This is a genomic window from Pantoea sp. GCM10028869 (assembly GCF_042666835.1).
GTDB lineage: Bacteria > Pseudomonadota > Gammaproteobacteria > Enterobacterales > Enterobacteriaceae > Pantoea > Pantoea leporis.
The window spans coordinates 45,232-65,932 of the sequence record NZ_JBHTGO010000011.1 but is presented as its reverse complement, the minus strand read 5'-3'; the positions used below and the strand labels follow the sequence as shown (position 1 = coordinate 65,932).

Sequence of the window (20,701 nt, the reverse complement as noted above, 5' to 3'; positions counted from 1 at the left end):
TCATGGGGATAAAAACGTTGACGTATGTGATTCTCTTTTTACTCTTTTTGCCGGTCAAATGGGTGATGAAAATCTTCCATGGCCGAACCGGTAAAAATCTGGTGGTTCAAACAGCCAAAATCGGTGATTTCATCAATATCACTCCGCTGTTAACTCATTTGGGGAAAAGCGACGCACTGTTAAGCAATAGCGTTGCCGCGCTCGCTTCGCGCGATAACACGCTGGAAAATATTTGGTATATCGAAGAGCATCGCTCCGGCCTCATTAAGAAAATTAAACTGGTCTGGCAACTGCTCAACCGTTACGACAACATCTATCTGTTACATCCCACCAACCTCAACCTGTTCATTGCCGCTTGCTGTAATGCCAGCAACAAACAGTTTCTTTCCAGCTACCGCCGCAAAGGTTATCAGGGATTGTTTTATCTCACCGCAAGCGGTGTGGTGGAGCATGAGAAAAATACTCTGACGCTGGAAAATTACCTAAAACTCGCCGATCGCTCGTTCACTAAAGAGAGTTATCCGAAGCATGCGACACAACCACTTTGGCACCCCAACTCGCTGCCGGATGAAATATTCCAGCATGATGGCATTCGCATTGGCATCAGTATCACCGCAGGCAATCAGGCAAAAACCATTCCACCGAAAATCTGGCAGCGACTTTTTGACCACTTAAGCGATTTACCCTGCCAGTTTTATGCCTTTGGCGCACCGAATGAACAATCACGCTTGCAGGAGCTGTATAAAGTTGTCGGCGCGCGCGCGAACCTGACAAGCCTTGTCGGCAAAGTGCAGTTGGAGGACGTCCCTGCGGTCATTAGCGAGATGGATTTCTATATCGCGTCAGATTCCGGCAATGTCTATATTGCCGATGCGCAACAAGTGCCGATCATTTTGATTTACGGCCCATGTTGCGTCGAAGAGCAGCGGCCGCTGGGTGATGTGTTGTTGATTGGCCCAAATCATATTGCGCCCTCATCCTTTGTGTTCGCCGCGCAGTACAAATTTATGCATCCCACTGAACAGCTGTTTGAACTGGATCAGCGGAAGCTTGACGATATTCACGATTTTATTAGCACGCGGCAGCAACAACGCCTGGCGCGACGGAAGAACATGAAAACAGCATGACAACGCAGCCCGAAAGCTCAGCCCCGTTACTCAGTCTCATTATTCCTATGTTTAACGCAGGCAGCGATTTTGCTGCCTGTGTGCAAGCGCTACTGGCTCAAACTCTCACCTCACTGGAAATTATCATTGTCGATGATGGTTCCACTGACGGTTCGGGCGAACGTGCTGATGCTTATGCGCAGCAGCATCCCCATGTTCGCGTTATCCATCAGACCAATGGCGGCGTATCGCGCGCGCGTAATGCGGGCTTAGCGGTGGCGCGCGGTAAGTACGTTTCGTTTCCGGATGCTGACGACACCATGGATGCCGTGATGTATCAAACGCTGGTTGAGATGGCGGAGCGCGACAACCTTGATGCCGCACAGTGCAACGCGGAATGGTTTTTCAAAGCCAGCCAGCAAGTAAAACCGCTGATTCCGCTCGATCGCCTCACCAGCACCGAGGTACTGAGCGGCCCTGAGTGGCTTAATAAGGCGCTGCAAACGCATCGCTACATGCATGTGGTTTGGCTGGGCATTTACCGCCGAGAGTTGATCGAACAGCTCAAACTCTACTTTGAACCCGGCCTGCATCATCAGGACATTCCATGGACCACCGAGTTCATGCTCAACGCACAACGTGTGCGTTACACCGATAAAGTGTTGTATTGCTACTACATGCATGATGCTTCCATCAGCAACCGTAAGCGCACCGGCCAGCGTAATGTGGAATATCAGCGTCACTACCTGAGAATCGCGCAGTTGCTGGAAGAGCTCAATGCACGCTACCGTCATAAGGTAAAAATCTACCCGGCATTTCACTACCAGATTACGCATGAGGCGCTCAGCGTCTGCCACTGTATCCGACGCGAACCCGAAGAGAGCGCACGTCAGGCGATGATTGCCGATCTGTTCGCTACGCAAACTCACCGGCGCATGCTGCGTAACGCGCGCGGTATAAAGCAATGGTATCAACTGCTGCTGTGGCTAAGCCGGATTTACCGCTGGCGCAAGAAATAAGCGCCGCGTCCGGCTTTCACGCCTTTGGGGTTTGCCTTACAATCAGCTGACTGAATTCTGAGATCATTTGAGTATGGCAAGCCCGATTCCAGACCAATTTGCACCGAAAAATATTCTGCTGATCAAGCTGCGTCATCACGGCGACATGCTGCTGACCACGCCCGCGATAAACGCGCTGCGCCAACGCTATCCTCAGGCGAACATCGACGTTCTGCTCTACAAAGAAACCCGTCCAATGCTGGAGGCGCACCCGGCCATTCGCCAGTTGCACATCATCGATCGCAACTGGAAGAAGGAAGGCGGCTGGCAGAAATTCCGGCATGAAATGGCCCTGCTTTCCGCGGTGCGCGCGTGCCATTATGACCTGGTGATTAACCTCGCCGATCAGTGGCGCAGCGCCATCATTACCGGATTCTCTGGCGCGCCGGTGCGTATCGGTTTTGCCTTCCGCAAACGTGATAACGCCTTATGGCGCTGGATGCACAACCATCTGGTCAGCACGGAAGATCATCATCAGCTGCATACGGTTGAACAGAATATGGCCGCGCTGAAGCCGCTGGGCATCGGCGGCGCCGGCGCAAAAGCCTCGATGCATTTCAGCACAGCCGATCAACAAATAGTGCAGGATGTACTGGCTCATCATGCGGTGAAAATGCCGTTTGTTGTGCTGCAACCCACTTCTCGCTGGCTGTTCAAATGCTGGGAAGATGAAAAAGTCGCACAGCTAATTGATGCGCTCGCTGCCGAAGGCCGCACCGTGGTACTGACGGCGGCGCCGGACCAGAAAGAAATGGCAATGATCGCCAATATTCAATCGCTGTGTCGCAGCCACAACGTGGTGTCGCTGGCGGGAGAATTATCCTTGCCGCAGCTGGCGGCGCTGATTGATGCGGCACAGCTGTTTATCGGCGTAGATTCTGCGCCGATGCACATGGCCGCCGCGCTGGAAACGCCGTGTCTTGCGCTGTTTGGACCCACCAAGCTGCAACACTGGCGTCCGTGGGGCGATCACAATCGCGTGATTTGGGCCGGTGATTATGGCCCGCTACCCTCGCCAGACGACATCGATACCAACACGCAACAGCGCTATCTTTCTGCCATTCCCGTTGAGGATGTGGTGGCTGCCGCCCGGAGTTTTTTGCATGAGTAAGTTACGCCTGGCGATTGTCCGGCAGAAATACCGCCCAGACGGCGGCGCCGAACGCTTTATCTCGCGTGCGCTGGAAGCGCTGGACAGTGAGCAGCTCGATCTCAATATCATCACTCGCAGCTGGCAGGGCACGCCGAATCCGGCCTGGCATCTACACATCTGCAATCCAGCGAAATTCGGTCGCATCTCGCGCGAGCGCGGTTTTGCGTGTGCCGCGCGTGCATGCTGGGAACGCGAAAAGTTCGATATTGTGCAAAGCCACGAACGCATCGCCGGTTGCGATATCTTTCGTGCCGGTGATGGCGTGCATCGCGTCTGGCTGGAGCAGCGCGCGCGCATCGTGTCGCCGTGGCAGCGCTTAAGCGCCCGCCTCAGTCCTTATCATCGTTATGTGTTACAGGCAGAAGCCGACATGTTCAACGCGCCATCGTTGAAAGCGGTGATCTGTAATTCAGAGATGGTGAAGCAGGATATTTTGCGTCACTTCTCTCTTGATGCCAGCAAGATCCATGTGATTCACAACGCCATTGATAGCCAACGCTTCCAGCCAGCTAGCGAAGCGCTGCGTCATGCGGCACGTCAGCAGCTCAAACTGCCGCAAGATGCCACGGTGATGATTTACGTGGGTTCGGGCTTTGAGCGCAAAGGCTTAAAAGCGGCGATTGAAGCGGTGGCGAAAAGCGATCGCTATCTGGTGGTGGTCGGCCAGGATAAGCAGCTGTCGCGCTATCAGCAGCTGGCAAACCAGCTCAATTGCCTCGATCGCTTACGCTTCGTCGGCGTGCAGCAGGATGTGCAACCGTTCTACCATGCAGCCGATGCGCTGCTGCTGCCCACGCTTTATGATCCCTTCCCAAATGTGGTGCTGGAAGCAATGGCTTGCGGCCTGGCGGTGATCACCAGCACCGGCTGCGGCGGCGCAGAGTTTATCACTGCGGGTCAGGAAGGTTTTGTCTGCGATGCATTAGATATCACCGCGTTAAACGAAGCCGTACTGGCAACACCGGCGCTTACGCACAATTCTGCCATGGGCGAAGCCGCACGTCGCAGAATTGAACCTTATGGTCCGCAGCGGCTGGCGCAAGCGCTGACCTCACTGTATCAGCAAGTGCTGCAGACCAGCTGACGAAGTGGTATGAGCAGGCGGTTAATTTCTGATAACATGCCGCCTTTCATCTGTTTTTTGACGCGATTCTGTCGTAACGGTAACTATGACGACTCTATACACAGCCTTGCTCTACCTGATTCAGCCACTAATCTGGTTGCGCCTGTGGCTGCGCGGTCGAAAAGCACCGGCCTATCGTAAACGCTGGGCAGAACGCTACGGCTATTGCAGCGGAAAAGTGCTGCCACATGGCATTGTGCTGCACTCGGTTTCCGTCGGCGAGACGCTGGCGGCAGTGCCGCTGGTGCGCGCGTTGCGCCACCGCTATCCAACGCTGCCGATTACCGTCACCACCATGACGCCAACCGGCTCCGAACGTGCGCAGTCCGCGTTTGGCAAGGATGTGCACCATGTTTACCTGCCCTACGATCTGCCTGGTTCGATTAACCGTTTCCTCGATACCGTCGATCCGCGACTGGTGATCATCATGGAAACCGAGCTGTGGCCAAACATTATCCGTATTCTGCATCAGCGCAAGATTCCGCTGGTGATTGCCAACGCGCGCCTGTCTGAGCGCTCGGCCAAAGGCTACAAAAAGCTCGGCGGCTTTATGCGCGACCTGCTGCAGCGCATCACGCTGATTGCCGCGCAAAACGCCGAAGATGGCGACCGTTTCCTCAGCCTTGGCCTGAAACGTTCGCATCTCACCGTTACCGGCAGCCTCAAGTTTGATATCTCCGTAACGCCAGAGCTGGCGGCAAAAGCGGTCACGCTGCGTCGTCAGTGGGCGTCGCGTCGTCCGGTGTGGATCGCCACCAGCACTCACGAAGGCGAAGAGGCAATTGTGCTCGATGCGCATCGACGTCTACTGCAGCAGTTCCCCGATCTGCTGCTGATTTTGGTGCCGCGCCATCCGGAACGTTTCAAAGATGCCTGCGACCTGACACAAAAACGCGGCTTCAGCTTTATCCTGCGTAGCAGCGGCGAAATTCCATCAAGCTCCACGCAAGTGGTGATTGGCGACACCATGGGCGAACTGATGATGCTGTACGGCATCGCCGACCTCGCCTTTGTTGGCGGCAGCCTGGTTGAGCGCGGCGGCCACAATCCGCTGGAGCCGGCCGCGCATGCTATTCCGGTGCTGATGGGCCCGCACATCTGGAACTTCAAAGATATCTGCGCCAAGCTGCAGCAGGCCGAAGGGCTGATCACCGTTACTGACGTGGTATCGCTGCAGAAAGAGGTCGCTAACCTGCTGCAGGATGACGATTATCGCCGCTATTACGGCCGTCATGCTGTGGAAGTGCTGCATCAAAATCAGGGCGCATTACAGCGTCTGCTACAGTTACTCGAACCTCACTTACCGCCGCGAGCTCACTAATTCATGTCGCAACGCCAACGTCTCTCCGTGGTGATGATCGCCAAAAACGAAGCTGAACTGCTGCCGGAGGCGCTGGCTTCTGTCAGTTGGGCAGATGAGATTGTGGTGCTCGATTCCGGCAGCAGCGACAACACGATGCAGGTCGCTCGCGAACAGGGCGCGCAGGTTTTCCAGGCGGAAGGCTGGCAGGGATTTGGCAAGCAGCGCCAGCGCGCGCAGGCCCATGCGCAAGGCGAGATGATTTTGATGATCGATGCCGACGAGCGCGTTACACCCGAATTGCGTCGCGCTATCGAGCAGGTTCTCGCACAGCCCGCCTCGGACAACGTTTACAGCCTTGGTCGCAGCAACCTGTTTCTCGGCCGCTTTATGCGCCACAGCGGCTGGTATCCCGATCGCGTTATGCGCCTCTATCCGCGCAAGTTCAATTACAACGACAATCTGGTGCATGAATCACTGGAGACGCAGGGTGCGCCGGTAGTGAAGCTGGCGGGCGATCTGCAACATCTCACCTGTCGTGACCTGATGGCGTTTCAACGTAAGCAGATGAACTATGCCGAAGCCTGGGCAAATGAGCGTTTCCAGCGCGGCAAACGCTGCGGCTTGTTCTCGATCTTTAGCCACACGCTCGGCGCATTCGTTAAAACCCTGCTGCTGCGTGCGGGTTTTCTCGATGGTAAACAGGGCTGGATTCTGGCGGTGGTTAATGCGCAGTACACTTTCAACAAATACTCGGCGCTCTGGGCGCTGCATCACACCTCAACACAAGGTCGCGTATGAGTACGAAAGCGATTTATCCCGGCACCTTTGATCCCTTCACGTTGGGTCATCTGGATATTGTGACGCGTGCAGCGAAGATGTTTGACCGCATCGTCGTGGCGATTGCCGCCAGCCCGAGTAAAAAGCCGCTGTTTAGTCTCGATGAGCGCGTGGATATGGCGCGTCAGGTGACGGCACATCTGCCGAATGTCGAGGTGATCGGGTTTAGCGACCTGATGGCGAACTTTGCTCAGGCGCAGAATGCCAATGTGCTGGTGCGTGGATTGCGTGCGGTTTCGGATTTCGAATATGAGCTGCAGCTGGCGCAGATGAATCGTCATCTGTTGCCCACGCTGGAGAGCGTGTTTCTGATGCCGTCAGAGGGTTTCTCGTTCGTCTCTTCTTCGCTGGTCAAAGAAGTCGCGCGCCATGCCGGTGACGTGCAGGCATTTCTGCCTGCCGTTGTGCATAAGGCGTTACTGGCGCGACTGGCACAGCCTTAACTCAGTGCTGGCAGCGTGGACACCAGAAGGTGCTGCGCTGACCATGTTTGCCGCTGACAATCGGCGTACCGCACGCACGGCAAGGTTCGCCGGCGCGGCCATAAACCTGCAACTGCTGCGCGAAGTAGCCGGGTTTACCGTCCGTTTGCAGGAAATCACGCAGCGTGGTGCCGCCCTGCTCAATCGAGCGTAACAACACCGCTTTGATGGTGTTAACCAGCAGCTCGGCCTCTTCCTGACTCAAACTCATTGCCGAACGATCGGGCAAGATCCCGGCAGTAAACAGCGATTCGCTGGCGTAGATGTTCCCGACGCCTACCACCACTTTGTTATCCATCAGCCACTGTTTAATCACGGTGCGTTTGCCGCGTGACTTTTCAAACAGATAGGCACCATCAAATTCGCTGCTGAGCGGTTCCGGACCGAGATGGGCCAGCACGCTGCTGCCTGCGAGGTCATTGCTCCACAGCCAGGCGCCAAAGCGACGTGGATCGGTGTAGCGCAACACTTTGCCGTTGCTCATCAATAAATCGACATGGTCATGTTTGGCGGCCGGTTGTTCGCCGGGTAGCACGCGCAGACTGCCAGACATGCCGAGGTGAATGATGATCCAGCCATGCGGTAGTTCGAGCAGCAGATATTTAGCGCGACGCTGCACGCTCAATACGGGTTGGTCGCTCAGCGCGTGGATTTCATGCGAGACCGGCCAGCGCAAACGTGAATTGCGCACCACCGCATGCAGAATCGTGGCACCCACCATGTGGGGTTCGATACCGCGACGACTGGTTTCTACCTCAGGTAATTCAGGCATCTCATCTCCTCAACGAATCGCAGAAACAAAAAACCCGGCCGAAGCCGGGTTTTTCACAGAACACTAAAATTACTTAATTTTAGCTTCTTTGTAGATCACGTGCTGACGTACAACCGGATCGAACTTTTTCAGTTCTAATTTCTCTGGTTTAGTACGTTTGTTCTTCGTGGTGGTATAGAAGTGACCTGTACCAGCAGAGGAAACCAGCTTGATCTTCTCACGAATACCTTTAGCCATGATTCAGTTCCTTAGTACTTCTCACCACGGGCGCGGATTTCGGTCAGAACCGTATCGATGCCCTTTTTATCAATAACACGCATACCTTTAGCAGATACACGCAGAGTAACGAAGCGCTTTTCGCTCTCAACCCAGAAACGGTGAGAGTGCAGGTTCGGCAGGAAACGGCGTTTCGTCGCGTTCATTGCGTGGGAACGGTTGTTACCCGTTACCGGACGCTTTCCAGTTACCTGGCAGACTCGTGACATTTCTATTCTCCAAAAATCAAATCAGCTCGAGCTTTAAAAACTAGGTTTTGGCCGCCTCGTCAGGCCTTAGCCCGCCCAGGCGAGTTCCATGTGAACCCGCTAAGCTGGCCCAAACGCCAAACCCGAGATTCTCAAAGGTGGCGTAGTATACGCCGCTCAGCCCGAGTGCTCAAGTCCCGAACAGATAAAGATCCCTCTGGATCGCGCAAAAATGCCCTATTTCTGTTCAGTTGAATCGATGAATTACAACCAACCGCGCTCGGCGAAAGAGGTAAACTCGCCGTGACCGATCACCAAATGATCAAGTAAACGGATATTGAGCAGCGCGCACGCTTGCCCGACTTTTCCGGTAATATCGCGGTCGGCGCGACTGGGTTCAGCGATTCCCGACGGATGATTGTGCGCCAGAATCACCGCCGCCGCGTTAAGTTTCAGCGCTTCGCGCACGATTTCGCGCGGATGAACTTCCACACTGGCAATCGAACCGGAAAACATCTTCTGCGCCTGCAACACGCGGTGCTGATTATCGAGGAACAGTGCCATAAACACTTCGCGCTCCTGATGCGCCAGCACGCTTTGCAGGTAATGGCGCGTCACCTGCGGATTCTCCATCACGTTTTCCCGCGCCAGCTGGCTGGCAAAAAATCGCCTTCCCAATTCCGCGATGGCATACAGCTGCGTCATTTTGGCGCTGCCCACGCCTTTAATCTGCCCGAGTTCCTCTTTGCTGGCCGTCATAATGCGATAGAGCGAACCAAACTCGTTCAACATCTGATGCGCCAACAGCAGCACGCTGGTGCCGCTGATACCGGTACGCAAAAAAATCGCCAGCAGCTCAGCATCACTCAACACTTCAGCGCCCATTAACATCAGTTTTTCCCGTGGTGCCAGTTCCGTCATGACCATCTCCTCCCTGCGATGCGGCGATTCTGCGCGTCAGCCACCGTCAGCGCCAGCACGCGCTGAACGATTTCAGAGCCAGCTCGCAAAGGCCGCAGGCAGTGAAAAGGCGCACTGTGGATTTTGTGATAAAGTTGCCTGCATCTGCCGCCCCTGACGCGGCAATTTGCTTTGAGGCGAACAACATGACGGGATTAGCTGGAAAGAAAATTCTGCTGGGCGTGAGCGGCGGCATTGCTGCATACAAAGCGCCGGAGCTGGTGCGTCGGCTGCGCGATCGCGGTGCTGATGTGCGCGTAATGATGACCGAAGCGGCCAGGGCCTTTATTACTCCGCTGAGCCTGCAGGCGGTTTCCGGTTATCCGGTATTTGATGATTTGCTCGACCCGGCAGCCGAAGCGGCGATGGGCCATATTGAACTGGCGAAATGGGCCGATTTAATTGTGCTGGCGCCGGCTACCGCCGATCTGATTGCCCGCGTCACTGCCGGCATGGCGAATGATTTGGTCACTACCGCGTGCCTGGCAAGCGCAGCGCCGGTTGCCATCGTCCCGGCCATGAATCAGCAGATGTACCGCGCGGCGATCACGCAAGAGAACCTGCAGCGTCTGCAGCAGCGCGGCGTACTGATTTGGGGCCCCGACAGCGGCAGCCAGGCGTGCGGCGATGTGGGTCCCGGCCGCATGCTCGATCCGCTGGCGATTGTGGCGCACGCGCTTGAATGGGCTGCGCCCGTCAACGATCTGCAACATCTCAGCATTATGATCACCGCCGGTCCAACCCGCGAAGCGCTGGATCCGGTGCGTTATATCAGCAATCACAGCTCGGGCAAGATGGGCTTTGCGATTGCTGCGGCTGCGGCCAAACGCGGTGCGAAGGTGACATTAGTTACCGGTCCGGTGGCGCTGCCAACGCCAGTTGGCGTGCAACGCGTGGACGTCGACAGCGCGCTGGAGATGGAAGCGGCGGTGATGGCGCAAATCCAGCAACAACATATTTTCATTGCCAGCGCAGCCGTGGCAGACTACCGGGCGGCTAACATTGCCGCAGAGAAAATCAAAAAGCAGGGTGGCGACGACAGCGTCACGCTGCAGTTGGTGAAGAACCCCGATATTGTCGCGGGCGTCGCGGCGCTGCAGGAAAATCGCCCTTATGTTGTGGGATTTGCTGCCGAAACCCAGAATGTGGAAGAATACGCGCGGCAAAAACGGGTGCGAAAAAACCTGGATCTGATTTGTGCCAACGATGTGGCGCAGGCGGGTCAGGGCTTCAATAGCGACACCAATGCTCTTCACCTTTTTTGGCAGGAAGGAGAAAAAGTCTTACCGCTCAGTGATAAGACGCTCCTTGGCCAACAATTACTAGACGAGATTGTCAGCCGTTATGATGAAAAAAATCGACGTTAAAATTCTTGATGCACGTGTGGGCAATGAATTCCCGCTGCCGACTTATGCAACCTCTGGTTCCGCAGGCCTCGATTTACGTGCCTGCCTGGATGATGCGCTGGAAATCACACCCGGCATGACCACGCTGGTTCCCACCGGTTTGGCGATTCACATTGCCGATCCTGCTCTTGCCGCAGTGATTCTGCCGCGCTCCGGTCTTGGCCATAAACATGGCATCGTGCTGGGTAATCTGGTCGGTTTAATCGACTCCGATTATCAGGGCCAACTGATGGTTTCCGTGTGGAACCGCGGCCAGGACAGCTTCACGCTGCAGCCAGGCGACCGTTTAGCACAGCTGGTCTTCGTGCCGGTCGTGCAGGCCGAATTTAACCTGGTGGAAGATTTTGACACCAGCGACCGCGGCGCAGGCGGCTTCGGTCACTCAGGCCGCCAGTAACACGCGACACTTTTCGCTTAGCCATCTTTTTATTTCTTGTCGCCACAGGCCGCTATGTCTGTGGCAGATGAGGCAGTATTGCCTGTTTTTGGTGAATTTCAGGGGTGTTGAAGGTCATGGCAGAAAAAAAAGTCGCGAAACGGAATCGTCGCGAAGAGATTTTGCAGGCGCTGGCGCAAATGCTGGAGTCGGGCGATGGCAGTCAGCGCATCACCACCGCGAAGCTGGCCGCTAATGTCGGCGTGTCGGAAGCGGCGCTTTATCGCCACTTTCCCAGCAAAACGCGCATGTTTGACAGCCTGATCGAGTTTATTGAAGACAGTCTGATTACCCGCATCAATCTGATCCTGAAAGATGAAAAAGAGACTCTGACGCGCCTGCGTTTAATCGTGCAGCTGATTCTGGGATTTGGTGAGCGTAATCCGGGGCTGACGCGTATTTTGACCGGCCACGCGCTGATGTTTGAACAGGATCGCCTGCAAGGGCGTATTAATCAGCTGTTTGAGCGTATTGAAGTGCAGCTGCGTCAGGTGATGCGCGAGAAGAAAATGCGTGATGGTGAAGGTTTCCAGAACGACGAAACGCTGCTGGCGAGCCAGTTACTTGCGTTTTGTGAAGGGCTGTTGTCGCGCTATGTGCGCTCGGAGTTTCGGTTTCGTCCGACCGTGGATTTCGATAGCCGCTGGCCGCTGATGGCTGCACAGTTGGTTTAAAAGACCAGGTCGGCATAAATGCCGACCTCATTACCGAATAATTAAATCCCGTACTCTTTACGATACGCGCGCACTTTCGCCAGATGGTCAGCCATCTCCGGCTTCTCTTCCAGGTAATCAATCAGCTCAGCCAGGGTAATAATCGCCGTGACTTTGCACTTATAGTCACGTTCCACTTCCTGAATCGCCGAAATATCGCTGCGACCGCGTTCCTGACGATCCAGCGAAATCAACACGCCCGCCAATGTCGCGTTATGTGCACTGATGATATCCATTGATTCACGAATCGCCGTACCGGCGGTGATCACATCATCCACCAGCATCACTTTGCCTTGCAGCGGGCTGCCCACCAGCAAACCGCCTTCGCCGTGATCTTTGGCTTCTTTGCGGTTGAAGCAGTAAGGCACGTCACGTTCATGATGATCGGCCAGCGCCACCGCGGTGGTGGTGGCAATTGGGATGCCTTTGTACGCCGGGCCAAACAGCAGATCGAAATCAACGCCGCCATCAACGAGCGCCTGCGCGTAGAAACGGCCTAACAGCGCCAAATCGCGACCGGTATTAAACAGACCGGCATTGAAGAAATAGGGGCTTTTACGTCCCGATTTCAGGGTGAACTCACCAAACTTCAGCACCCCTTTGTTCAGGGCGAATTCAATAAACTGACGCTGCCAGGCTTTCATTGCTCACTCCTCAAATAAAGAAAAGGCGACTCTATGGTCGCCTGTTACATCAATTAGTTAGCGCCGCTTTCTGCGCCTGAATCAACTGCTCAATGCCGCCTCGCGCCAGCGCCAGCAGCTGCAGTAACTCGTCGTGGCTGAAGGGCTCACCTTCTGCGGTGCCCTGCACTTCAATCATGCGGCCGTCTTCGGTCATCACCACGTTCATGTCAGTTTCTGCGGCGGAATCTTCCACATACTCCAGATCGCACAGCGCTTCACCGCCGACGATACCCACAGAAATCGCCGCCACCATGCCTTTCAGCGGGCTGGCTTTCAGCTTGCCAGCCGCAACCAGCGCATTCAGTGCATCGGCCAGCGCCACGCAGGCGCCGGTAATAGATGCAGTACGCGTACCGCCATCGGCCTGAATCACGTCGCAATCCAGCGTGATGGTGAATTCGCCTAGCGCTTGCAAATCCACTGCTGCGCGCAGTGAACGGGCAATCAGACGTTGAATCTCCAGCGTACGTCCGCCCTGTTTGCCTTTGGCGGCTTCACGCGCCATGCGGCTGTGGGTCGAACGCGGCAGCATGCCGTATTCAGCGGTGATCCAGCCTTGACCTTTGCCTTTGAGGAAACGCGGCACGCTCTCTTCGACGGTTGCGGTGCACAGCACTTTGGTTTCGCCGAATTCAACGAGCACAGAGCCTTCTGCATGTTTGGTGTAGTGACGAGTGAGTGTGACGGGACGTGTTTCAGATGCACTACGGCCTGCTGGACGCATGGTTTCTCTCCGGCTTGCTTAGGTTTGGCTGCGCATTATACGGACTTCAGCTGCGGCTGTCCCGCCCGCGATCGCCACAATCCTGGATGAAATTCTCTGGTGGCTGTGGCTAAATGCGCGTTTCCTCCCTTAAAAAGATAAATGATGATCGCGATACTCCATTTCCTGCTGGCGCTGGTGGTGATTTTTGCCCTTGCGCTGTTGGTCAGCCACGACCGCAAACGCATTCGTCCTCGCTTTATTATTCAGCTGCTGATTGTCGAAGCCGCGCTGGGCTGGTTCTTCCTGCACTCGGCCGGCGGCCAATCGGTAGTCACTGCGGTGGGCGGCTTCTTTGAAACCTTATTAACCTACGCCGCGCAAGGGACCAACTTTGTCTTCGGCAATATGGCAGATCAGGGATTAGCCTTTATTTTCCTCGGCGTGCTCTGCCCGATTGTGTTTATTTCCGCACTGATCGGCATTTTGCAGCACTGGCGCATTCTGCCGCTGCTGATTCGCGCCGTTGGCACTCTGTTATCGAAAGTGAATGGCATGGGCAAGCTGGAGTCGTTTAACGCCGTCAGCACCTTGATTCTCGGCCAGTCGGAAAACTTCATTGCCTATAAAGGCATTCTCGCTGATATTTCCGCGCCACGCATGTACACCATGGCGGCGACGGCGATGTCGACGGTTTCGCTGTCGATTGTTGGCGCGTATATGTCGATGATTGATGCCAAATATGTGGTTGCGGCGCTGCTGCTTAATATGTTCAGCACCTTTATTATTCTGTCGATCATCAATCCAACCCGCCCGGAAAACGAAGAGCAGATTGCGCTGGATAAGCTGCATGAAGATCAGAGCTTCTTTGAGATGCTGGGCGAATACATTCTCGCCGGCTTTAAAGTGGCGATGATCATCATGGCGATGCTGATTGGCTTTATCGCGCTGATTGCAGCAATCAATGCGCTGTTTTCTGCGGTATTTGGCTACAGTTTCCAGCAGCTGCTTGGCTACGTTTTCTATCCGTTTGCATGGCTGGTTGGCATTCCCTCCGCCGATGCTTTGCAGGCGGCGAGTATTATGGCCACCAAACTGGTAGCGAATGAATTTGTTGCGATGATCGAGCTGAAGAAAGTGGCGGCTGAAATGACGCCACGCGGACTGGGGATTCTGTCAGTGTTCCTGGTGTCGTTCGCTAACTTCGCCTCAATCGGCATCGTTGCCGGTGCGATTAAAGGCCTGAACGAGAAACAGGGCAATGTGGTTTCCCGTTTTGGCTGGAAGCTGGTGTATGGCTCCACGCTGGTGAGCTTGCTCTCGGCCGCGTTCGCCGGGCTGTTTATCTGATAACGCATGGCGGCTGCATGGCCGCCATTTTTTAAAACGCCACGCACACCAGTGAATCAACCCGCATCACCGATTCCTGCTCGAAGCGCTGTTTATACACATCACGAAGTTTGTTGATGCTGTCAGAACTCGCCACATCCGGAGTGTGAATCAGCATCAACGCTTTGCTGTTTTCCCGCGCCAGCTTACCGTTCTCGCCCAGCCACTGACCTTTGGCGTCATATACCGATAAACCGTCTTTGAAACGCGGCGTCACATCGTTATCGACAAACTGCTGCCATTCGCTGCTGCTGACGATGCCACCTTTCGGTTTATTCATGCCAAACCACAACGTAGTTTGCATCATCACGTCACCAGAACCGCATACCGCAACCGGCGCGGTGTTGGGCGGGATCTGATGCATTTTCGTCGACGGAGCCTGACAGCCAGCGAGCAGTAAGGTTAATAAAGCAGGAAGAGCCAGAGAGCGGAACATCACTTCATCCTTTTAAGCGAACCAGCGCTAAGCATAAGTGTCTGTCGGTAAAAGAGGTAATTTTTTGTTATTCACGCTTAAGTGCGCTTATGCCTGTTAGCGTCGAGTCTGCCTCGCTATACTTCACCCAACATTTCTGAAAAAGAGAAGACGATTATGATCCGCAGTATGACCGCTTACGCCCGCCGCGAAGCCAAAGGCCACTGGGGCAGCGCCGCCTGGGAAATCCGTTCGGTTAACCAGCGCTATCTGGAAACCTATATCCGTCTGCCGGAGCAATTTCGTGGCCTGGAGCCGGTCATCCGCGAGCGCATCCGTAATCGCCTGACGCGCGGTAAAATCGAATGCAACCTGCGTTATGACGCCGATGCCAGCGCGCAAGGCGAACTGCAGCTGAATGAATCACTGGCCAAACAGCTGGTGCAGGCCGCCAATTGGGTGAAGATGCAGAGTGATGAAGGCGCGATTAATCCGCTGGATATTCTGCGCTGGCCGGGCGTGATGTCCGCGCAAGAGCAGGATCTCGATGCCATCAACGCCGAACTGCTGGTGGCGCTGGATGGCGCGTTAGATGACTTTATCGAAGCGCGTGAAAGCGAAGGCACCGCGCTGAAAGCGATGATTGAACAGCGTCTAGAAGGCGTATCGCACGAAGTCAGCAAAGTGCGCGCGCAGATGCCAGAAGTGATTAAATGGCAGCGCGAGCGTCTGGTCACCAAGCTGGAAGAAGCCGAAGTGCAGCTGGAAAATAATCGCCTGGAGCAAGAGCTGGTGATGATGGCGCAGCGCACCGATGTGTCGGAAGAGCTGGATCGCCTGGATGCGCACGTTAAAGAAACCTACAACATCCTGAAAAAGAAAGAAGCCGTTGGCCGCCGCCTCGACTTTATGATGCAGGAGTTCAACCGCGAGTCGAACACGCTGGCTTCAAAATCAATTAATGCCGAGATCACGACATCAGCGATTGAGCTGAAAGTGTTGATTGAACAGATGCGTGAGCAGATTCAGAACATCGAGTGATCACGCCCTCCATTAATAACGTCAAGTCCGTCATCCTACGGGCTTGACGATTAATGCGGGTTAGCGATTTATTGAGCGTGCCATGCGCGTGTAAGTATGTCGGATACCGCGAATGGCAATGCTGTAAGCCATGATATTTTCAGGCAATGCCATCCCGATGTAACCGGTGTCACCAATATGATGAAGATCTGCGCCCGCCATCTTACTCATTAACGCGATTTGACGAATGGTATTCACATCTGCCCCCTCTTGCGATGTCCCGATCGCGGTCATCGCCAAAGCGCCATGCGAATGAATACATTCAATGAGTGAGGCAACTTTCTGCTGACTCATACCCGGTAGTGTGCCGGGTGCAGGCACTAACACCACATCAACCCCTTGATGCACGAACTCAGCAATATCTTGCTCGGTGAGGATGTCGCTGCCACTCTCCTGAACAATGCCAGCACCATGCATCTTACCGGTGATAATGAGTGCGCTGTTACCAACCGCCTCGCGGATCATTTTCGCCGCTTTAGCCAGCGCACGATTGCTCACACCGTTATTAGGATTGCCCGTGAGAACCAAAATTTTGGCTCCCATTTGCACCAAACGGCAGGCGTTCTCCGCTGTTGCCGCGCGCCCTGGCACCATTTGTAATCCATCAAGATGCGTGGCATCAAAATCAGGATCTACCGCTTCAAGATTGACCCCAATAATACGCCCGGTCAGCCGGCATAATTCATGTAATATTTGTTCCGGCGCAATGTTTGCGGGCATGCCATGAATAATAGGGTTTTCACTGTCGAACATGTTGATCAACACAATATCAGCACCCTGAGAGGCCGCCAATTCGGCGTTAGTAATATTATGCAGCAAAGGTGAAGTCATGCCGATAGTTTCGCTGACTACCACCCGTCCTTCGCTGGCACGCACAGCATATATCAACGCATCTTTATCCATCGGCAGCAGCTCGGAAGCTGAGCAATCCAGCAAACGTTTATGTGTCATAGAATTTATTCTCTTTGGTAAGCATCAGGTTAAGATCGGGAAATTATGCATAAAATAACAGTTAGGGATCCAAAATATATCCGCCCTGATCAACTCTTTGTAAATATCCCCTGTACCAGGTAGCGAAAGCTATACATGAAAAAAATGTTCATCATCAGGCAACGCCTTATTTCATTTTAAATAAGACATTTTCATTTCCGTGTATAAGAAATGTCTCTAATTTTGAAATTTCCTCCTTAATATCTCTAGCACAAAACTTATTAATGCCCTAAGGATGAAAAGAAAAAGACCCTGTTTTTCTGAATATTACTCGTGATCGTAATATTTTACTTTTCCTATTAATTTTTTCGAGAAACCTGTCGCCCTTCAATTCGTGCACATGCAATGGATCGTTTAAGGAAAGCGAATTTTATGCTCATCACTATCGCGGTTCTTTTCCTTTGCGCCTTCAAACACCCATATAGGAACAGGTAAATATTATGAGATTTAACAAGATGTCAGTCGCACTCGGCTTGGGATTGATGATGACCGCCAGCCTGGCTAACGCTGTCAATAGCCAGGGTGCAGGTACTGTCACCATTAAGGGCTCAATTATTGATGCACCTTGTTCAATCAACCCAGGCTCGCAGGATCAAACCATTGATCTGGGTCAGGTATCGAAAAAGCAGTTGGCAGCGGGTGGTAAATCAACACCGGTACCCTTCAACATCAAACTGGAGAATTGCGATTTCACCGCAGGTAAAGATGTGAGTGTGACCTTTACCGGCCAGGCCTCTGCTGCCGTACCGACTCTAATTGGCATGACCGGTACCGCTAGCGGTGCCAGCATTGGCCTGACAGATGGCTCAGGCCAGCTAATTAAATTGGGCCAGCCATCAACTATGACTCTGCAGAATGGTAGCAACACTTTGTCGTTCTCTGCATATCTGCAGGGTGATGGTGCCTCTGCAACCATAACACCGGGGGTATTTCAAAGCACCGTCGATTTTAGCCTGGATTATCAGTAATCATTTTCCACGCTAATTAGAGACATGCGTAATCTGCGCATCTCTTTTTTATTTGACCAGGGTGTTAGTAGTATGTCAGTCCATACCAGGAACTCATTTCCTTTTCAAAATAACTGGCGCTTACGCCCGTTAGTAACTGCTTTATTATTGGCTTTTTTTAGCAGTGCTATTAGCAGTGCATTAGCAGAGGAAGTTGAGTTTAATCTGGACAACATGGATATTTCCGACCGGGAAAACATTGATATGAGTCAATTTTCCCGGGCAGGTTATATGATGCCTGGTCAATATGACATGGCAATCAAAATTAATGACAATGAATCACCCACAGAGGAGGTTACTTTTTTACCGTCTGAACATGATGAAAACGAAACTGTCGCCTGCTTAACACCAAAAATGATGGCAGGCTTCGGTTTAAAGAAGTCATGGTTAGATAAAGTTACCTACTGGAATAATGAAAAATGTGCCCGGCTTGATATCATGCCGGGTATCATTTTGCGTCCTGATCTCGCGTCATCAACGCTCTACATGAGTGTTCCTCAGGCATATATTGAATATCAAACGGCTAACTGGGATCCCCCTTCACGCTGGGACGAAGGGATTGCTGGATTTATTGCGGATTATAACACCAATTTTAATTACTCCTCCCCGGCACAAGGCAGTGAATCAAGCGAATTAAGCGGTAATGGCGTGGTAGGTGTCAACGCCGGTCCCTGGCGTATGCGTGCGTTCTGGAATGGTACTCATTACACTGCCAATAACACTAAAACCTCTACTTTTAACTGGAATCAATATCAGGCATTTAGGGCAATCAAACCTTGGGGCGCAAAATTAATTATTGGTCAAAATGACCTCGCCAGTGATGTGTTTGAAAATGCACGCTATGTTGGCGCCAGCCTTATTAGTGATGATAGCCAGTTACCCCCCAATTTGCGTGGATACGCACCGGAGGTCCGTGGCGTGGCGAAGACCAATGCAAAAGTCACCATTAGTCACGCTGGACGTGTGTTATATGAAAGCCTGGTGGCTCCCGGTCCTTTTATTATTCAGGACTTGAGCGACTCTATTACTGGCACGCTGGATGTCAAAGTTGAAGAGCAAGATGGCAGCATTCAGACCTTTCAGGTCGAAACCGCATCTGTTCCCTATCTTAGTCGCCCTGGACAGGTTCGCTTTAAGGCGGCGGTAGGGCAAACGACAGACGATAGATTTCATCTGCAGAATGAAAGGTTAATGGCAGGGGAATTCTCATGGGGTATTAGTAACGGTTGGTCGCTGCTCGGGGGTGGATTATCCTCTGGAAAATATCATGCCGCGTCGTTGGGTGCAGGGCGTGACCTCTTATCGTTTGGGGCCCTGGCACTCACCGCAACCCAATCTTATGCAAAGCTGCCTAATAACCAAACGCGCTCTGGCGGCTCCTATAGCCTGAGTTATTCTAAACGCTTCGAAAACTATGACACGCAGGTTACCTTCGCAGGTTATCGCTTTACGGAGAAGAGCTATCTTAGTCTAAATCAATATCTTGAGGCGAGCCGTAAGCATTTGGTTATTCGTAATAATGCAGCGAATAAGCAGACCTATACCGTTTCACTTAATAAACAATTCCGTACACTCGGCGTCAGCGCATTTTTAAATTATAACTATCAGACTTACTGGAATCGTCAGGCGACCAGCCGCTGGAATATGTCGTTTGCGCGTTATTTCGATGTGGGAAATTTTAAAAACGTCAGTTTCAATCTCTCCGCCTATCGCGCACAAAATTCAGGTATACAAGATGACGGAGTGTTCTTAAGCCTGAACGTGCCTTTCGGGACCTCATCGGGCTTGAATATCAATGCACAAAATTCAGATGCCGGCCAAATCAATAGCCTGAGTTGGTATAACCGCATGGATGAACGCAACAGTTATCGCTTAGGCGCCAATGTCGATCGCCAACAACAAAGCGCTTATAGTGGCTACTACACCCATACCGGCGATAACACGCTAACGAACTATAGTGCCAGTTATAAACCCGGTCAGTATCGCTCCGCAGCCCTGTCCATGCAGGGAGGATTAACGGCCACAGCACATGGAGCAGCATTACATCGCACCATAATACCTGGAGGCACGCGTCTGATGCTGGATACTGAAGGTATTAGCGATGTGCCCATTAAGTCTTCCGGTGCGGCCACTCATAGCAACAAATTCGGAAAAGCGGTACTAGCGGATGTCAGTAGCTATATACGTAATCAGGCACATCTGGATATCAACCAACTCAACGATGACATTGAAGCGGAGTCGCCCGTTTTGCAATTAACCTTAACCGAAGGCGCCATTGGCTATCGTCGCTTTCGATTAATTAAAGGTCAAAAGCTAATGGCGGTTATTCGCCTAAGTGATGGCAGTTATCCGCCGTTTGGCGCGAGCGTATTAAGTAAAGGGCGTGAGACCGGCATTGTTGATGAGATGGGCAGCGTCTGGCTTAGTGGTGTAAACCCTGAAATGCTGATGGATGTCCGCTGGAACGGCAATATTCAATGCCAAATTACCTTCCCAAAAGTATTACCCATTGATGAGAGTGGAGAAACAAACCTGCTGCTTCCGTGTACAGAAAAAGAATAATTTTTGCGCATTAAAGTTTGTTGAGTATCTGTCGCTCTATTACCCCAGACATATAG

Annotated in this window: 22 protein-coding genes; 14 read left to right on the top strand and 8 right to left on the bottom strand. The window is 53.0% G+C overall.

Annotated features, from left to right (window positions below; translation table 11 throughout):
* Positions 1-17: 17 nt before the first annotated feature.
* From ACFQW4_RS21540 to coaD, 7 genes are all read left to right on the top strand, one after another.
* Entirely contained in the window at positions 18-1,127 is a 1,110-nt protein-coding gene (locus ACFQW4_RS21540) for a glycosyltransferase family 9 protein (protein ID WP_377727562.1), read from the top strand.
* Complete coding sequence (locus ACFQW4_RS21535) at positions 1,124-2,125, top strand: glycosyltransferase (RefSeq protein WP_377727459.1); 1,002 nt, start codon at positions 1,124-1,126, stop codon at positions 2,123-2,125. The genes ACFQW4_RS21540 and ACFQW4_RS21535 overlap by 4 nt, the downstream gene beginning before the upstream one ends.
* Before the next feature lie 73 nt (positions 2,126-2,198).
* A complete protein-coding gene (gene rfaQ, locus ACFQW4_RS21530) occupies positions 2,199-3,275 on the top strand; it encodes a putative lipopolysaccharide heptosyltransferase III (RefSeq protein WP_101760682.1) in 1,077 nt (358 codons plus the stop codon).
* Positions 3,268-4,401, top strand: coding sequence for a glycosyltransferase family 4 protein (locus ACFQW4_RS21525; RefSeq protein ID WP_377727456.1), 1,134 nt, complete (start codon positions 3,268-3,270; stop codon positions 4,399-4,401). The genes rfaQ and ACFQW4_RS21525 overlap by 8 nt, the downstream gene beginning before the upstream one ends.
* Before the next feature lie 85 nt (positions 4,402-4,486).
* Positions 4,487-5,761: a lipid IV(A) 3-deoxy-D-manno-octulosonic acid transferase gene (waaA, locus tag ACFQW4_RS21520; protein WP_101760684.1), complete on the top strand. Its 1,275-nt coding sequence runs from the start codon at positions 4,487-4,489 to the stop codon at positions 5,759-5,761.
* A gap of 3 nt (positions 5,762-5,764) precedes the next feature.
* Positions 5,765-6,541 (top strand): glycosyltransferase family 2 protein, encoded by a 777-nt coding sequence (locus ACFQW4_RS21515; RefSeq protein ID WP_101760685.1) that lies wholly within the window; start codon positions 5,765-5,767, stop codon positions 6,539-6,541.
* Positions 6,538-7,023 (top strand): pantetheine-phosphate adenylyltransferase, encoded by a 486-nt coding sequence (coaD, locus tag ACFQW4_RS21510; protein ID WP_110868213.1) that lies wholly within the window; start codon positions 6,538-6,540, stop codon positions 7,021-7,023. Before ACFQW4_RS21515 ends, coaD begins: the two co-directional genes overlap by 4 nt.
* A 1-nt stretch (position 7,024) precedes the next feature.
* Here the strand turns inward: coaD and mutM are convergent, their stop codons facing one another.
* The 4 genes from mutM to radC form a co-directional block, all read right to left on the bottom strand.
* Positions 7,025-7,834 (bottom strand): bifunctional DNA-formamidopyrimidine glycosylase/DNA-(apurinic or apyrimidinic site) lyase, encoded by an 810-nt coding sequence (gene mutM / locus ACFQW4_RS21505; RefSeq protein ID WP_377727452.1) that lies wholly within the window; start codon positions 7,832-7,834, stop codon positions 7,025-7,027.
* Between the two features lie 69 nt (positions 7,835-7,903).
* On the bottom strand, positions 7,904-8,071 hold the full coding sequence (gene rpmG, locus ACFQW4_RS21500) for a 50S ribosomal protein L33 (RefSeq protein ID WP_001051798.1): 168 nt from the start codon (positions 8,069-8,071) through the stop codon (positions 7,904-7,906).
* Between the two features lie 11 nt (positions 8,072-8,082).
* On the bottom strand, positions 8,083-8,319 hold the full coding sequence (gene rpmB, locus ACFQW4_RS21495; RefSeq protein ID WP_007885297.1) for a 50S ribosomal protein L28: 237 nt from the start codon (positions 8,317-8,319) through the stop codon (positions 8,083-8,085).
* Between the two features lie 243 nt (positions 8,320-8,562).
* On the bottom strand, positions 8,563-9,219 hold the full coding sequence (gene radC, locus ACFQW4_RS21490; protein ID WP_101760688.1) for a DNA repair protein RadC: 657 nt from the start codon (positions 9,217-9,219) through the stop codon (positions 8,563-8,565).
* Between the two features lie 185 nt (positions 9,220-9,404).
* Between radC and coaBC the strand changes: the two genes are divergently transcribed.
* From coaBC to slmA, 3 genes are all read left to right on the top strand, one after another.
* Positions 9,405-10,625, top strand: coding sequence for a bifunctional phosphopantothenoylcysteine decarboxylase/phosphopantothenate--cysteine ligase CoaBC (gene coaBC / locus ACFQW4_RS21485; RefSeq protein WP_350261293.1), 1,221 nt, complete (start codon positions 9,405-9,407; stop codon positions 10,623-10,625).
* Entirely contained in the window at positions 10,603-11,061 is a 459-nt protein-coding gene (dut, locus tag ACFQW4_RS21480; RefSeq protein ID WP_167391166.1) for a dUTP diphosphatase, read from the top strand. The genes coaBC and dut overlap by 23 nt, the downstream gene beginning before the upstream one ends.
* Positions 11,062-11,177: 116 nt before the next feature.
* Entirely contained in the window at positions 11,178-11,774 is a 597-nt protein-coding gene (slmA, locus tag ACFQW4_RS21475) for a nucleoid occlusion factor SlmA (RefSeq protein WP_110868216.1), read from the top strand.
* 41 nt (positions 11,775-11,815) lie between these two features.
* On the opposite strand, the gene pyrE is transcribed toward slmA, so the two are convergent.
* Together pyrE and rph are read right to left on the bottom strand one after the other, a co-directional pair.
* Positions 11,816-12,457: an orotate phosphoribosyltransferase gene (pyrE, locus tag ACFQW4_RS21470; RefSeq protein ID WP_008109749.1), complete on the bottom strand. Its 642-nt coding sequence runs from the start codon at positions 12,455-12,457 to the stop codon at positions 11,816-11,818.
* A 49-nt stretch (positions 12,458-12,506) separates the two neighbouring features.
* Positions 12,507-13,223 (bottom strand): ribonuclease PH, encoded by a 717-nt coding sequence (gene rph, locus ACFQW4_RS21465; RefSeq protein ID WP_101760691.1) that lies wholly within the window; start codon positions 13,221-13,223, stop codon positions 12,507-12,509.
* A 144-nt stretch (positions 13,224-13,367) separates the two neighbouring features.
* Between rph and ACFQW4_RS21460 the strand changes: the two genes are divergently transcribed.
* The gene (locus ACFQW4_RS21460; protein ID WP_336769315.1) at positions 13,368-14,552 is read left to right on the top strand and encodes a nucleoside transporter C-terminal domain-containing protein; all 1,185 of its coding nucleotides are present in this window, start codon (positions 13,368-13,370) and stop codon (positions 14,550-14,552) included.
* A gap of 31 nt (positions 14,553-14,583) precedes the next feature.
* Here the strand turns inward: ACFQW4_RS21460 and ACFQW4_RS21455 are convergent, their stop codons facing one another.
* Complete coding sequence (locus tag ACFQW4_RS21455) at positions 14,584-15,027, bottom strand: DUF3574 domain-containing protein (protein ID WP_110868218.1); 444 nt, start codon at positions 15,025-15,027, stop codon at positions 14,584-14,586.
* A 156-nt stretch (positions 15,028-15,183) separates the two neighbouring features.
* Between ACFQW4_RS21455 and ACFQW4_RS21450 the strand changes: the two genes are divergently transcribed.
* Complete coding sequence (locus tag ACFQW4_RS21450; protein ID WP_061720336.1) at positions 15,184-16,047, top strand: YicC/YloC family endoribonuclease; 864 nt, start codon at positions 15,184-15,186, stop codon at positions 16,045-16,047.
* Positions 16,048-16,107: 60 nt separating this feature from the next.
* On the opposite strand, the gene ACFQW4_RS21445 is transcribed toward ACFQW4_RS21450, so the two are convergent.
* Positions 16,108-17,037: a PEP phosphonomutase gene (locus ACFQW4_RS21445; protein WP_101760693.1), complete on the bottom strand. Its 930-nt coding sequence runs from the start codon at positions 17,035-17,037 to the stop codon at positions 16,108-16,110.
* Between the two features lie 479 nt (positions 17,038-17,516).
* Between ACFQW4_RS21445 and ACFQW4_RS21440 the strand changes: the two genes are divergently transcribed.
* Complete coding sequence (locus ACFQW4_RS21440; protein WP_101760694.1) at positions 17,517-18,044, top strand: fimbrial protein; 528 nt, start codon at positions 17,517-17,519, stop codon at positions 18,042-18,044.
* A gap of 72 nt (positions 18,045-18,116) precedes the next feature.
* On the top strand, positions 18,117-20,645 hold the full coding sequence (locus tag ACFQW4_RS21435; RefSeq protein ID WP_377727362.1) for a fimbria/pilus outer membrane usher protein: 2,529 nt from the start codon (positions 18,117-18,119) through the stop codon (positions 20,643-20,645).
* Positions 20,646-20,701 lie beyond the last annotated feature (56 nt).

Coding starts and splice junctions, on each gene's coding strand:
- ACFQW4_RS21445 (WP_101760693.1), bottom strand. CDS start 17,037: ATGACACATAAACGTTTGCTGGATTGCTCAGCTTCCGAGCTGCTGCCG.
- rph (WP_101760691.1), bottom strand. CDS start 13,223: ATGCGTCCAGCAGGCCGTAGTGCATCTGAAACACGTCCCGTCACACTC.
- ACFQW4_RS21455 (WP_110868218.1), bottom strand. CDS start 15,027: ATGTTCCGCTCTCTGGCTCTTCCTGCTTTATTAACCTTACTGCTCGCT.
- rfaQ (WP_101760682.1), top strand. CDS start 2,199: ATGGCAAGCCCGATTCCAGACCAATTTGCACCGAAAAATATTCTGCTG.
- ACFQW4_RS21525 (WP_377727456.1), top strand. CDS start 3,268: ATGAGTAAGTTACGCCTGGCGATTGTCCGGCAGAAATACCGCCCAGAC.
- mutM (WP_377727452.1), bottom strand. CDS start 7,834: ATGCCTGAATTACCTGAGGTAGAAACCAGTCGTCGCGGTATCGAACCC.
- ACFQW4_RS21440 (WP_101760694.1), top strand. CDS start 17,517: ATGAGATTTAACAAGATGTCAGTCGCACTCGGCTTGGGATTGATGATG.
- pyrE (WP_008109749.1), bottom strand. CDS start 12,457: ATGAAAGCCTGGCAGCGTCAGTTTATTGAATTCGCCCTGAACAAAGGG.
- slmA (WP_110868216.1), top strand. CDS start 11,178: ATGGCAGAAAAAAAAGTCGCGAAACGGAATCGTCGCGAAGAGATTTTG.
- coaD (WP_110868213.1), top strand. CDS start 6,538: ATGAGTACGAAAGCGATTTATCCCGGCACCTTTGATCCCTTCACGTTG.
- ACFQW4_RS21450 (WP_061720336.1), top strand. CDS start 15,184: ATGATCCGCAGTATGACCGCTTACGCCCGCCGCGAAGCCAAAGGCCAC.
- rpmG (WP_001051798.1), bottom strand. CDS start 8,071: ATGGCTAAAGGTATTCGTGAGAAGATCAAGCTGGTTTCCTCTGCTGGT.
- coaBC (WP_350261293.1), top strand. CDS start 9,405: ATGACGGGATTAGCTGGAAAGAAAATTCTGCTGGGCGTGAGCGGCGGC.
- ACFQW4_RS21535 (WP_377727459.1), top strand. CDS start 1,124: ATGACAACGCAGCCCGAAAGCTCAGCCCCGTTACTCAGTCTCATTATT.
- waaA (WP_101760684.1), top strand. CDS start 4,487: ATGACGACTCTATACACAGCCTTGCTCTACCTGATTCAGCCACTAATC.
- rpmB (WP_007885297.1), bottom strand. CDS start 8,319: ATGTCACGAGTCTGCCAGGTAACTGGAAAGCGTCCGGTAACGGGTAAC.
- ACFQW4_RS21515 (WP_101760685.1), top strand. CDS start 5,765: ATGTCGCAACGCCAACGTCTCTCCGTGGTGATGATCGCCAAAAACGAA.
- ACFQW4_RS21435 (WP_377727362.1), top strand. CDS start 18,117: ATGTCAGTCCATACCAGGAACTCATTTCCTTTTCAAAATAACTGGCGC.
- dut (WP_167391166.1), top strand. CDS start 10,603: ATGATGAAAAAAATCGACGTTAAAATTCTTGATGCACGTGTGGGCAAT.
- ACFQW4_RS21460 (WP_336769315.1), top strand. CDS start 13,368: ATGATCGCGATACTCCATTTCCTGCTGGCGCTGGTGGTGATTTTTGCC.
- radC (WP_101760688.1), bottom strand. CDS start 9,219: ATGACGGAACTGGCACCACGGGAAAAACTGATGTTAATGGGCGCTGAA.